The organism is Mesorhizobium sp. CC13 (assembly GCF_039907765.1).
GTDB lineage: Bacteria > Pseudomonadota > Alphaproteobacteria > Rhizobiales > Rhizobiaceae > Aminobacter.
On the sequence record NZ_JARDJI010000004.1, the window covers coordinates 118,879 to 131,886 of the forward strand.

Annotated in this window: 10 protein-coding genes; 2 read left to right on the plus strand and 8 right to left on the minus strand. The window is 66.2% G+C overall.

The annotated features are described in order from the left end of the window. Positions 1–289: 289 nt before the first annotated feature. The 7 genes from iolD to PV773_RS08510 form a co-directional block, all read right to left on the minus strand. Entirely contained in the window at positions 290–2,140 is a 1,851-nt protein-coding gene (gene iolD, locus PV773_RS08480) for a 3D-(3,5/4)-trihydroxycyclohexane-1,2-dione acylhydrolase (decyclizing) (RefSeq protein ID WP_347965928.1), read from the minus strand. Positions 2,141–2,205: 65 nt separating this feature from the next. Then, a complete protein-coding gene (gene iolC, locus PV773_RS08485) occupies positions 2,206–4,134 on the minus strand; it encodes a 5-dehydro-2-deoxygluconokinase (protein ID WP_347965929.1) in 1,929 nt (642 codons plus the stop codon). Positions 4,135–4,308: 174 nt separating this feature from the next. Then, the gene (iolG, locus tag PV773_RS08490) at positions 4,309–5,298 is read right to left on the minus strand and encodes an inositol 2-dehydrogenase (RefSeq protein ID WP_347965930.1); all 990 of its coding nucleotides are present in this window, start codon (positions 5,296–5,298) and stop codon (positions 4,309–4,311) included. A 97-nt stretch (positions 5,299–5,395) separates the two neighbouring features. Further along, positions 5,396–6,439: an ABC transporter permease gene (locus tag PV773_RS08495; RefSeq protein ID WP_347965931.1), complete on the minus strand. Its 1,044-nt coding sequence runs from the start codon at positions 6,437–6,439 to the stop codon at positions 5,396–5,398. A gap of 32 nt (positions 6,440–6,471) precedes the next feature. Next, positions 6,472–8,010 (minus strand): sugar ABC transporter ATP-binding protein, encoded by a 1,539-nt coding sequence (locus tag PV773_RS08500; protein WP_347965932.1) that lies wholly within the window; start codon positions 8,008–8,010, stop codon positions 6,472–6,474. Positions 8,011–8,110: 100 nt separating this feature from the next. Next, the gene (locus PV773_RS08505; protein WP_347965933.1) at positions 8,111–9,049 is read right to left on the minus strand and encodes a substrate-binding domain-containing protein; all 939 of its coding nucleotides are present in this window, start codon (positions 9,047–9,049) and stop codon (positions 8,111–8,113) included. Between the two features lie 304 nt (positions 9,050–9,353). Further along, positions 9,354–10,175 carry a TIM barrel protein gene (locus tag PV773_RS08510; RefSeq protein ID WP_347965934.1) on the minus strand — a complete coding sequence of 274 codons (822 nt, stop codon included), beginning with the start codon at positions 10,173–10,175 and terminating at the stop codon, positions 9,354–9,356. Positions 10,176–10,401: 226 nt separating this feature from the next. Between PV773_RS08510 and PV773_RS08515 the strand changes: the two genes are divergently transcribed. Together PV773_RS08515 and PV773_RS08520 are read left to right on the plus strand one after the other, a co-directional pair. Next, positions 10,402–10,974, plus strand: coding sequence for a dTDP-4-dehydrorhamnose 3,5-epimerase (locus PV773_RS08515; protein ID WP_347965935.1), 573 nt, complete (start codon positions 10,402–10,404; stop codon positions 10,972–10,974). Further along, a complete protein-coding gene (locus PV773_RS08520) occupies positions 10,968–11,951 on the plus strand; it encodes a glycosyltransferase family 2 protein (RefSeq protein WP_347965936.1) in 984 nt (327 codons plus the stop codon). Before PV773_RS08515 ends, PV773_RS08520 begins: the two co-directional genes overlap by 7 nt. Before the next feature lie 24 nt (positions 11,952–11,975). Here PV773_RS08520 and PV773_RS08525 read toward each other — a convergent pair whose 3' ends face one another. Continuing rightward, positions 11,976–13,007 carry a LacI family DNA-binding transcriptional regulator gene (locus tag PV773_RS08525; protein WP_347965937.1) on the minus strand — a complete coding sequence of 344 codons (1,032 nt, stop codon included), beginning with the start codon at positions 13,005–13,007 and terminating at the stop codon, positions 11,976–11,978. Position 13,008 lies beyond the last annotated feature (1 nt).

Genomic DNA, 13,008 nt, shown 5'->3' on the forward strand with positions numbered 1-13,008 from the left:
GCGCCGCAGGCGCGGGTGGGGGTAATTCGAAGAGCGCGACGTGGGGACCCCACCCCGTCGCTTCGCGCTATCCCTCGCGATGGAGGGTTTGAACCTTTGCACTGCCCTCACTGTCCTGCCGGACATCTCTCCCCGCAGGCGGGGAGAGAGTGGCTGGCATCACCGTGTCGCCAATCACCAAATTTTGGCGTTTGGCAGGAGCGTCGCGATAGGCGTGTCTCTCCCCGTTTACGGGGAGAGATGTCCGGCAGGACAGTGAGGGGCAGCGCCAACCTCACAGGCCTAAGCCTTAGTCTCCCACCCGCTGCAGCTTCAACTTCTCCTCGTAGCCCTTGCGCGCGGCATTGACCTCGGCGCGGGCGCTGACTTCGGGCACCGCGACGTCCCACCAGTGGCCGCCCTCGCCTGTCGAGATCAGCGGGTCGGTATCGATCAGCACGACCGTCGTCCGGTCGCTCTTGCGGGCACGCTCCAGCGCCGCCTCGAGATCGGCGATCGACGCCGCCTTCTCGGCATTGGCGCCGAGGCTTTTCGCATGTGCGACGAAATCGATGTCGGGCAGCATCTCGTGCTTCGTGTCGCGCAAGAGGTTGTTGAAGTTGGCCCCGCCTGTCGCCATCTGCAGCCGGTTGATGCAGCCATAACCGCGGTTGTCGAGCAGCACGATGGTCAGCTTGAGCCCCAGCATCACCGAAGTGGCGATCTCCGAGTTCAGCATCAGGTAGGAGCCATCGCCGATCATGATGACGACCTCCTTGTCCGGCCGCGCCATCTTGGCGCCCAGGCCGCCGGCGATCTCGTAGCCCATGCAGGAGAAGCCGTATTCTGAGTGGTAGGAGCCGGGTCCGCCCGCCTGCCACAGCTTGTGCATCTCGCCCGGCAGGCCGCCGGCCGCATGCAGCACGATGACGTCGGAGCCCAGCGTCCGCTGCACCGCGCCGATCACCTGCGCATCCGAAGGCAGCGCCGCGTTGGTCGCCACTGTCACCTTGGTCGCGGACTTGCGCCACTCGGCCTTGCCGGCCTTGGCGTTCTCGGTCCAGGACGCGGGCGCCTTGTAGCTACCGATGGCCGCGCCGAGTTCGGCGAGCCCTTCGCGGGCATCGGCGACCAGCGGCAGCGCCCGGTGCTTGCCGGCGTCGAAGGCCTGCACGTTGAGACCGATGATGGTCTTGGCGGCATTCTTGAACAGCGCCCAAGAGCCTGTCGTGAAATCCTGCAGCCGCGTGCCGACCGCCAGCACCACGTCGGCCTCCTCGGCCAGCCGGTTTGCTGCCTCCGTGCCGGTCACGCCGACCGCCGCCATGTTCAGCCCGTGCTCGTCGGTCAGCGCCGACTTGCCGCCCTGCGTCTCGCAGACCGGGATGCCGGTGGCTTGCACGAAACGGTCGAGTTCATCCGACGCGCCGGAATAAAGCACCCCGCCGCCGGCCACGATCAGCGGCTTCTTCGCCGCCTTCAGCACCTCGGCCGCGGTCGCCAATTCGTCGCGGTCCGGGCGCGGCCGGCGCGGCGTCCACACGCGTTCGGCAAAGAAGCTCTCGGGATAGTCATAGGCCTCGGCCTGCACGTCCTGGCACAAGGACAGCGTGACGGGGCCGCATTCGGCCGGATCGGTCAGCACCTGCATGGCGCGCGCCAGGGCCGGGATGATCTGCTCGGGCCGGGTGATGCGGTCGAAATAGCGCGATACCGGACGGAAGCAGTCATTGACCGAGACCGTGCCGTCGCCGAAATCCTCGACCTGCTGCAACACCGGGTCGGGCACGCGGTTGGCGAACACATCGCCGGGCAGGAGCAGCACCGGCAGCCGGTTGACGTGTGCAAGCGCGGCCGCCGTCACCATGTTGACCGCGCCGGGGCCGATGGAGCTGGTCGCCGCCATCATGCGCTGGCGGAAATTGGCCTTGGCAAAGGCGATCGCCGCATGCGCCATCGCCTGCTCGTTGTGGGCGCGATAAGTCGGCAGCTCCTCGCGCACCTGGTAGAGCGCCTCGCCGAGCCCGGCGACATTGCCATGCCCGAAGATCGCCCACACGCCGCCGAACAGCGGCACCATCTTGCCGTCGATCACGGTCATCTGCCGCGTCAGGTAGCGCGTCAGCGCCTGCGCCATGGTCAGGCGAACGGTCTTGCTCATCGTCTTCTCCTCCCGCTGCAGCGGCGCATCCGGGGACGCCGGCCTCGCTTCAGCTGTCTTTCGATTTATGCCGCCCGACGGTCCCGCGCCGCAAGCCATGCCTTGGTCAGCTGCTCGAAACGCTGGGCCATGTCGTCCACCGCCGCATCGTCGTCCATGCGGCCGGCCATCCACTCTTCCGCCGCATGGGCGAATATGCTGCGTCCCACCGCGAAACCCTTGACGACAGGGGCGTCGGCGGTCGCTGCGAAGGCCACTTCGAGTTCCGCCAGCGGCGCCTCGAGCCCGAGCAGCACCACGCCGCGGCAATAGGGATCGTTCCTGTTGATGACCGTCTCGATCTTCTTCCAGGCAGCCGCCGACGCCTGCGGCTCGAGCTTCCACCAGTCCGGCTTGATGCCGAGCGCATAAAGCTCCTCCAGCGCGCGCGGAATGGTGTTGTCGTCGAGCTTGCCGTGCTTGCCGGCGATGATCTCGATGAGCAGCTCCCTGCCGACTTTCCGCGCAGCCTCGAACAGCGTGCGCAGCTTCTGCTGCTGCTCGGCCTTGAGTTCCACCGGATCGTCGGGATGGTAGAAGCACAGGCACTTGATGCAGTGCTCGACCGGCCACTCGACCAGCTGCGAACCCATGTCCTGCGAAAACTCGAAACGCAGCGGCCGCGAGCCCGGCAGTTCCACCGGCCGACCCAGCCAGGAGAACGGATGGCGGGCGAATTCGAACATCGCCTCGCGGCCGAATTTTTCGTCGATCAGCATGCCGTAGCCGTCGCGGCCGTCGGCCACCTTGGCCGCCGCCTTCACCGCCAGCACCTTGAAGTCGCGGATGCGCTGGGCATCCGCGCCGGTGCGCGCGGCGATGTCCTCCAGCTGGATTCGGTGGTCGCAGGCCAGCGCCATCATCGAGGGGATCTCGTGCCGGCGCGTCGTCGCCCAATGCACGTGGTTGATCGCCTCGTCCTTGCGCAGCGCGCGCTCCTTGCTGCCGTTCTCGAGGAAGAACTGCAGTTCGTCGAAGGTCGGGATTTCGGGCGAGCACAGCAGCCGCGACACCGCGAAGGCGCCGCAGGCGTTGGCCCAGGTTGCTGCCGTCGCCAGGCTCTCGCCGCCCAGCCAGCCGCGCAGGAACCCCGACATGAAGGCATCGCCTGCGCCCAGCACGTTGTAGACCTCGATCGGAAAACCCTTGCCGACGATGCCCGCCTCGAGGTCGTCCGTGATCGGCCTGTCATAGACGATGCAGCCCATCGGCCCGCGCTTCAAGACGATGGTCGCATTGGACAGCGCCCGGATGGTCTTCAGCGCGGCGAGCAACTCGCTCTCGCCCGAGGCGATCAGCACCTCTTCCTCGGTGCCGACGATCAGGTCGCAGTCGGCCAGCACACCCTTGATGTGGTTCGACACCTTGTCGGAGGCGATGTAGCGGCTCTCGCCGTCGGCATGCCCCGCGAGGCCCCAGAGGTTCGGGCGGTAATCGATGTCGAACACCACCTTGCCGCCGCTGTCCTTGATCAGCTTCATCGCCTTGCGCTGGGCGGCATCGGTGTTGGGCCGCGAGAAATGCGTGCCGGTGACGACGATGGCACGCGACGATGCGATGAAGGCCGGGTCGATGTCGTCTTCCGACAGCGCCATGTCGGCGCAGTTCTCGCGGTAGAAGATCAGCGGAAAGGTCTTGTCGTTTTCGACCGACAGAAGCACCAGCGCCGTCAGCCGCTCCCTGTCGGTGACCAGCCCCTTGTCGGACACGCCTTCGCGCAGCATCTGCTCGCGGATGTAGCGGCCCATGTGCTCGTCGCCGACGCGCGTCAGAAGCGCCGAGCGCAGGCCGAGCCTGGCCGTGCCGATGGCGATGTTGGCCGGGCAGCCGCCGACCGACTTGGCGAAGGACGCCACGTCCTCCAGCCGCGATCCGGTCTGCTGGCCATAGAGATCGACCGACGCGCGCCCGATGGTGATGACGTCGAGTGTAGGCTGGTTCTTGGGGTCGGTCATTCTGTCCTCCCGGTCGCTCCGCCGCGCCGGCCTGCCCGCCTTGTCTGCTCGCAGGCCACACAATGCAATTCAAATTCCAATAATCAGTCAATCGGAATTTTCATTCCATCGACAGATTGTGACGGCGCGCCCCGAGGCCAGCTGCCCCGAGGCGCTGCACGCCCCGTCGGCCGCCTAGAGCCGTACGGTCTTGCCTTCCTTGGCCGACTTCAGCGCCGCGTCCGCCAGCTTCAGCGCCATCAGGCCATCCTTGCCGTCGGGCGAAATCCTGGCGCCCTTTGTCACCGAGGCGATGAAGGCCGCGATCTCGTTGGCATAGGCCTCGGTGTAGCGGGTCATGAAGAAGTCGTGCAGCGGCGGGCGGGTGTAACCGAGCGCGCCGGCGACCTCGATCGACACCGCGCGCTGGTTCTCCGCCGACACCATGCCGTCGGAACCGTGCACCTCGATGCGCTGGTCGTAGCCATAGGTGGCGCGGCGCGAATTGCTGATCACGCACTGCCGGCCGCTTGCCGTCACCAGGATCACCGAGACGCTGTCGAAGTCGCCGAGCTCGCCGATCTTCTTGTCGACCAGCACCGAGGCCGTCGCCGTCACCGCCACCGGCTCCTCGCCGAGCAGGAAGCGCGCCATGTCGAAGTCGTGGATGGTCATGTCGCGGAAGATGCCGCCCGAGCGGGTGATGTATTCGGCCGGCGGCGGGCCGGGATCGCGCGAGGTGATCACCACCTGCTCGACCTTGCCGATGGCGCCGTCGTCGATGGCCTTGCGCACGGCGGCGAAATGCGGGTCGAAGCGCCGGTTGAAGCCGACCATCAGCGTCCCGCCTGCCTTTTCCACCACGCCGAGGCACTTCTCGACGCGGGCGACGTCGAGGTCGATCGGCTTCTCGCAGAACACCGCCTTGCCGGCGAGCACGAAGCGCTCGATCAGGTCGGCGTGGGTGTCGGTCGGCGTGCAGATCACCACCGCGTCGATGTCGGCCGCCTTCTCGATCTGGTCGATGGATCGGACCTCGCAGCCATAGGCATCGGCGAGATCGTTGGCGGCCTTCTCGAAGGCATCGGCCACCGCCACCAGCTTGGCCTGCGGGTTGGAGGCCACGGCCTTGGCGTGTACCTTGCCGATGCGGCCTGCGCCCAGGACACCGAACCGAACTGTCATGACAACCTCATTTCCTTGGCCCGCGCCGTCCGGGCCGCAATCTTGATCTGGGAGGATGGGGCCGCCCGCCGACGGGTGCCGGGCGGCCTGTTGTTGCTTACGCCTTCTTGCGCTTGTTCTGGCGGTGCTGGTCGATGATCACGGCCGACACGATGATGATGCCCTTGATGATTTCCTGATAGTAGGCGCCGACCTTGAGGAAGGTGAAGCCCGAAGTCAGCACGCCGAGGATGATCGTGCCGATCACCGTGCCGGTGATGCGCCCGACGCCGCCCGACAAGGAGGTGCCGCCGATGACCGCGGCCGCGATCGCGTCGAGTTCGTAGGCGACGCCCATGCCCGGCTGGCCCGACGCGGCGCGCGCCGCCGTCACCACGCCGGCGAGACCGGAGAGCAGGCCGGCGATGGCATAGACCTTGATCAGGTGGCCGCCGATGTTGATGCCCGAGACGCGGGCCGCCTGCGGGTTGGCGCCGATGGCATAGGTGAACTTGCCGTAGCGCGTGTAGCCGAGCGCGACATGGAAGATCACCGCGACGAGCAGGAAGATGATCACCGGCAGCGGCAGCGGGAAGCCCAACACGTTGAAGCTCTTGCCGAACCAGGTGAAGCTGTCGTCGAGCAGGGCTACCGGCTGGCCGAGCGTATACCACTTGGCCAGGCCGCGCGCCGACACCATCATGCCGAGCGTGGCGATGAATGGCGGTATCTTGGTCTTTGCCACCAGCGTGCCGTTGACGAAACCGGCGAGCAGGCCGACGCCGAGCCCGGCGAGGATCGCCCAGATCGGCGACATGTCGGTGAGCGAGGGATAGACCGCCCGCGGGTTGGCCGATGTCTGCGCGAGGCTCGCCGCCACCATGGCGACGAGGCCGACAACCGAGCCCGACGACAGGTCGACGCCGCCGGTGATGATGACCTGGGTCACGCCGACCGAAATGATGCCTATCACCGACACCTGCAGGATGATGATCGACAGGCGCTGCTTGTTCATGAGGAAGCTGTCTCCGACCAGGATCCAGCCGAGGATCTCGAAGACGATGGCGATGCCGATCAGCACGCCCAGGATCGAAACCTCCGGCGGCAGGCGCTTCTTGCTTCCGATGACGTTTGCGGGTCCCGCAATCTCGTTCGTCGACATGGTTCTTCCACCCTTGTGGTTCTTGGCACCGCTCAGTGCGACGCGAGTTCCATGATCTTGACCTGGCTGGCCTCGGCTCGGTCGAGGAAGCCGGTGACGCGGCCTTCGTGCACCACCATGATGCGGTCGCTCATGCCCAGCACCTCGGGCATCTCCGAAGAGATCATGATGACCGCCACGCCCTGCCCCGCGAGCTTCGAGATCAGCCGGTGTATTTCCGCCTTGGCGCCGACGTCGATGCCGCGCGTCGGCTCGTCGAGGATCAGGATCTTCGGCTTGGTCAGCAGCCAGCGTCCGATCAGCACCTTCTGCTGGTTGCCGCCCGACAGGTTGATGATCGGCTCGGCCATGTCGGGCGTCTTGACCCTGAGCGCCGAGCTGATCTCGACGGAATCCTTGCTCAGCTGCTTCTGCTTGACGAAGCCGCTCTTCACATAGCCCGACTGCAGCACCGCCATCTGGGTGTTTTCCTGGATGTCGAGCAGAAGGAAGCAGCCGGTTTCCTTGCGGTCCTCGGTCAGGAACGCCATGCCGTGCTTCATCGCCGTCGACGGGCTGTCGATGCGCACCGCCTTGCCGAACAGCTCGATGGTTCCGGCGTCTGCCGGTGTCACCCCGAACACCGTCTCGGCGATGTTGGATCGGCCCGAGCCGACCAGGCCGGCGATGCCGAGGATCTCGCCCGAACGCACGTCGAAGGAGACGTCCTGGAACACGCCCTTGAGCGTCAGCCCCTTCACCGACAGCACCACGTCGCCGATCGGCACTTCCTCCTTCGGGAACATCTGGGTGATCTCGCGGCCGACCATCATCCTGATGATGTCGTCGCGCGTCACCTCCGTGGAGGCCTTGGTGGCGATGTATTTGCCGTCGCGGAACACCGAGAACTCGTCGGCGATCTCGAACAGCTCGTTCATCTTGTGGGTGATGTAGATGATGCCTTTGCCCTGTTCGCGCAGCGCCCGGATGATGGTGAACAGGTGGTCGACCTCGCGCTCCGTCAAGGCCGAGGTCGGCTCGTCCATGATCAGCACGTCGGATTCGTAGGACACCGCCTTGGCGATCTCGACCATCTGCCGGCTGGCCACCGTCAGCGTGCCCACCTGGACGTCGGGATCGATGTCGATGTTGAGCCGCCTGAACAGTTCGGCCGTCTTGCGCCACATCTCGCCATGGTCGACGAAACCCAGCCTGGTCGTCGGCTCGCGGCGGATCCAGATGTTCTCGGCCACCGTCATCGGCGCCATCAGGTTGAGCTCCTGGTGAATCATGGCGATGCCGTTCTCGAGCGCATCCAGCGGCCCCTTGAGGCGGATGTCCTGGCCGCGAAGCTTGAAGCTGCCGGAATCGGGCGTGTAGATGCCGGCCACGATCTTCATCAGCGTCGACTTGCCGGCGCCGTTCTCGCCCATCAGCGCATGCACGCTGCCGCGCTTCAGCCGAAGCTGGACGTTGTCGAGCGCCACGACGCCCGGGAATTCCTTGCGGACGTTCTCGACTTCGAGAAGGTAGCCGGCGTCCATCGCGGCGCCGCCTGCGGACGCCGCTTCCATCGTGCCTGTGCTGTGCATGGCTGCTGGTCCTCCCAGACCCGTCCCGGCGCCTGCGCGGGACATAGTCCTTCAGGGAAAATGCGCCGCCGTCCGGCGACGGCGCATTCCACGGATCATATCAGTTTTTGGTCGTGTACTGGTCCATGTTCGCCGGGGTGACCAGCTCGAACGGCACCCAGACCGGCGACGTCACGGCTTCGCCCTTGGCGAGCTTCATGGCCGTGTCGACCGCGCCGCCGCCCTGCGCCGCCGCGTTCTGGAACACGGTGACGTCGAGGTCGCCGGCCTTCATGTAGGCGAGCGCTTCCTGGGTGGCGTCGACGCCGGCCACGATCACGTCCTTCATGTCCCAGCCGGCCGCCTTCATGGCGTTGATGGCGCCGATGGCCATGTTGTCGTTGTTCGAGATCACGGCGTCGGGCTTGTGGCCGGCGGCGATCCAGTTGGTCATCAGGTCCTGTGCCTTGACCGGATCCCAGCCTGCGGTCTGCTCGTCGATGACGTTCAGCTTGACGCCGCATTCGCTGCCGGCATTCACGTCGTGAATGTCCTTGGTGCGCATCACCGCGGCCTGGTTGGCGAGGTCGCCGACCATGATCAGGATGCCCGCCTCGGTCTTGCCGGCTTCCTTGAGGATGCGGCAGACCTCCTTGGTCTCCAGCGTGCCGGAATCGACCTCGTTCGAGCCGACAAAGGCGCCCTTGGCACCCAGCGCTCCGACGTCGATCGGCTCGCGGTTGACGTAGACGATCGGAATGCCCGCTTCGTTGGCAAGCTTGGTCATCGGCGCGGTGGCCGAGGTGTCGACCGGATTGACGATGATGGCGTCGACCTTGGCGGCGATGAAGTTCTGGACCTGCGAAAGCTGCTTGTTGACGTCGTCGTCGGCGATCTCGATGACCACCGGCTGGCTGGCGTCCGCCGCGGCCTTCTCGATGCCCTTGCGGAGCACGGTCAGGAAGGTGTCCGAATTGGCCATGCTGACGCCGATGTCGCCGGCAAACGCGGTTCCCGCCAGCAGCACCGACAGTGCGGCGCCGAGCAAATATTTCTTCATGATGACTCTCCTCCACGAACGGTGCCCGGCTGCACCCCATACGCCGGAAGCCCGCGGCTCCGCCGAAGGCCCATTTTCACGGGCGCCACCATCGCTCCTCTGCGATGTTGGTGCGGCACCCGCCTCCCGATGGCCGGCCCAATTCAGAATGTTCGGGCCGTGCTTTTTCTATATGAAATGTTTATTCCATATTCCGGTCGAACGTCAAGAGACATTCCATCGTCCACCGATCAAACTTGCGTAAGCGCCGGCTGCCGGCCGCGGACGGCCGGCCACCCGCGGTGATTGCTGCCGGAAAGATTGTTCAGGTCCGCGCGCGGATGAACGCGATGCTTTCGGCCAGCGCGGCGCGAGGATCCGCCAGTCTGTGCACGGCGGGCGAAAACGGCTCGAAGGAGAGCGGGCCCTGGTAGCCGCCGGCGACCAGCGCCCGGATCTGGCCGACATTGTCCAGCCTGTCGCCGGCATCGACCAGCACGCGGTGCGGATCGCGCATGTCGGGCACGGTCACGGCCGGATCGTCGACGCCGGAGATATGCACCAGCCCGGTCATGCCCGGGAAAAGCTCCGGTTCGCCGGCGAGATGGTGATGGAAGGTGTCGTGCACCATGCGGAACGTGGCCGAGCCGCCAACGTCCTCGATCGCCTCCGCCGCCTCGCGCTTGGAGCGCAGCGAGCAGATCTCGAAGCCCAGCGGCTCGACCAGGCCGCGCACGCCGCGGTCGCCGAGGATGGCCTTGAGCGCCGACAGCGCCGCCCTGAGGTTGCGCTGGCGCCCGCCGTCCGCCTGCCCGGTGCCGTCGTTGACCGGCACCAGGACCAGGGCGCGGGCACCCACGTCGCGGGCATAGTCGGCCAGTTCGATGGCTTCGGCCTCGCGCGCGGCATTCCACTCGTTGAAGCGCTGCAGCGCGTTGATGCTTGTTATGGATATTCCATTTTCCGCCGCCAGCGCCTTGATCGCACCGGCCGGCGTGCCGTCGACGATGGCGTTGCCGGCAAGATCGTTGCGGATTTCGACGTCGCTGATGCCGAGTTCGCGGCAGAGCGCGAAGAACGCGGCGGGCTTCAGCTCCGGCGCCACCATGTGATTCAGCGCGAATGTCAGCTTGCTGGTCGTGGACATGCCGGGTTCCTCCTTGGCCATCCTGCCGCGGCAGCATCGCCGGCGACTGTTTCATTCCATTCTTCACATAGAACGGAATAGTCAATCCAAATAATGGCGAGAAACCCATCATTCCTGATAGATTCTCGTTCAGGCGGCCAACCAGGAAGTTCCTGTAACAGGCAACTATTGGAGACTCGCCACGAACCATGCCAAATGCGTTCAGAGGTTTGGGTGGGGGAATGACATGACGACGGAAACCGAGAGGGCCGAGCGGGAACGGATTCTGGCGGCGATGCTGGAGGCCTCGGTGCAGGACCAGCGCACCGTCGACGACAACCGTCGAAGCATCGCTCCGCTGCTGGACGGCATGTCCGTTCGGGAAGGCATCAGGCATGACGACGACCGCGGCAGCGTCACCGAAATCTACGACCCGCGCTGGAACTGGCATCCCGATCCGCTGGTGTTCTCCTATGTGTTCACCATTCGCCCCGGCCTGGTGAAGGGCTGGGGCCTGCACAAGCTGCACGAGGACCGCTATTTCGTCATCAGCGGCGAACTCGAACTCGTCCTCTACGACCCGCGCCCGGACTCGAGCACCTTCGGCAAGATCTGCAAGGTCTATCTGTCGGGCACCAGGCCTCGGCTGGTCAACGTCCCGAAATTCGTCTGGCACGCGGATCGCAACATCGGCACGACCGACGTCGTCGTGGTCAACTTCCCGACCATCCAGTACGACCATTCGAAGCCGGACAAGTACCGCCTGCCCCTCGACACCGATCTCATCCCCCACAGCTTCGGTGACGCCAGGGGATGGTGAGCCGTCCCCTCGTCTCCATCCTGATGCCGACGCACTGCCGGCCCGACGTCGTCGGGCTGGCGATCGACGCCGTCCTCAACCAGACGTTCGGAGACTTCGAACTCCTGGTCGTCGGCGACGGGGCCGTCCCCGGCACGGCGGAGGCCGCCCGCCGCTTCGACGATCCGCGGATACGCTACTTCGACCTGCCCAAGGCGCCGCATTTCGGCTACGCCAATCGCAACGTCGCCCTGCGGCAATCCCGCGGCAAGCTGATCGGCTTCGCCGCCGACGACGATCTTCTGTTCCCGGACCATCTCGAAACCCTGCTCCGCGGCCTCGAGCGCGGCGCGGCCGTCGCCTACAGCCAGTCGCTCTGGGTCTCCACCGACGGCATCGCCGCGCCGTTCCTGGCCAACCTGGAGTTTCCCGACGAGCTGGAGGCCTTTCGCCGGGCCAACAGCATTCCGGCGAGTTGCTTCCTCTACAGGGCGGATGCCCTGCCCCGGCGTGACGCATGGCCGGAGAACGTGCGGTCGGGAGCCGACTGGTACCTTTGGCAGCGCATCATCGCGGCCAATCCACGCGCCCCGCTCACCCACTGCAGGACGCCGACCGTCATGCACTTCAGCGCCCGCCGGAAGGAGTCGCGCCATTCCGGCATGCCGCAGCTGGCGACCTGGCTCCACATCGCCGACAACGTGCCCTGGTGGCCCGCCGAGCTGCGGGTGTCCGTCGCACCGGATCGAACGGAGCAGGAAGCTTACGCGCAGCTGATGCGCGGCGATCCGGACTGGCCAAGCCGCGTGCGGCGCGCTTCCGGCGACCTGGTCTCGCGCCTGGCGTGGGGAAACATCCAGGGCGCCCTCTCGACCCTCGATGCGCTTGCCACCGCGCAGGCCGCGGCGCCCTCCCGGCCGCACAAGACGATTGCCCAACGCCTGCTCGCCGAGATCGGCAGGATCCCGAACAACCTCCGCCGCCGCCTGGCGCGCTGAGCCGGGCAAACGGCGAGCCGTGCCTCAGATGTTCTCCGGCAGGTAGATGTCGAAGGGCAGGAAAGTCTGCCCGGGAGCGTTCGCCGGCCCGTCCTCGGCCGCATGCGCCATCAGGCCGACGAGCTCGCGGCACAGCGGCTGCAGCGGCGTCGCGATCGCCATGACTGCGAGATTGTCGGCCAGGGCCGCGCGGGTATCGACCGTGATCTCATTGCAGATCAGCACCGGCAGAGGATCGGGCCTGAGCTGTTGCAGCGCCGAGATCGCCCCCTCGATGCCGCCGCCGGCGACATAGCACCCGACGAGGTCGCCATGCCGCCCAAGTAACCCGGCGACGGCCTCATGCGTGATCTCGTAGGACTCGTTGTTGACGACCGTCTCCAGCACCGCGAATTCGGGCGCGTGCTCGCGGAAGAAGGCGCGGAATCCGATCTCGCGCAGCTCGTGGCCATGGAAGCGATGGCTGCCGACGAACAGCGCCACCTTGCCCGGCCGGCGCGCGCACTTGGAGATCATCCAGGCGGCCGTGCGGCCGACCTTGAGGTTGTCGATGCCGACGTAGCCTTCGCGCACGCCGGTAGCGAAGTCCGACAGCAGCGAGAAGGCGGGGATGCCGCGCTCCTTCATTTCGGCCACCGCAGCCGTGACCGTCGGATGGTCGGGACTGACCAGCGCCACCGCATCGCAGTTCGCCCCCAGCCGCCGCAACCGCTCGACGATCTCTTCGGGCGCGAGCGTATCGGCGAATTCGATGGTCGCCGTGCCACGGAAACCCGACGCCTGGGCAATGGCCTTCTCCAGTTCGCCTGCGAAGGCGCGATAGAACACATCCTTCGGCCGCAGCAGCACGAAGCCGAGTCGGTACTCGGGCAATTCCTTGCGCATGCGCTGCGCGATCAGCCCGGCCGCGTGGTAGCCGATCGACGTCGCCGCCTCGTAGACGCGGCGCTGCGTCTCCTCGCGCACCGGCAGGCGCCCGTTCAGCACCCGGTCGACGGTTGCGACGCTGACGCCCGACACGCGGGCGAGATCGGTGATGGTGGGCCTTTTGCTCATG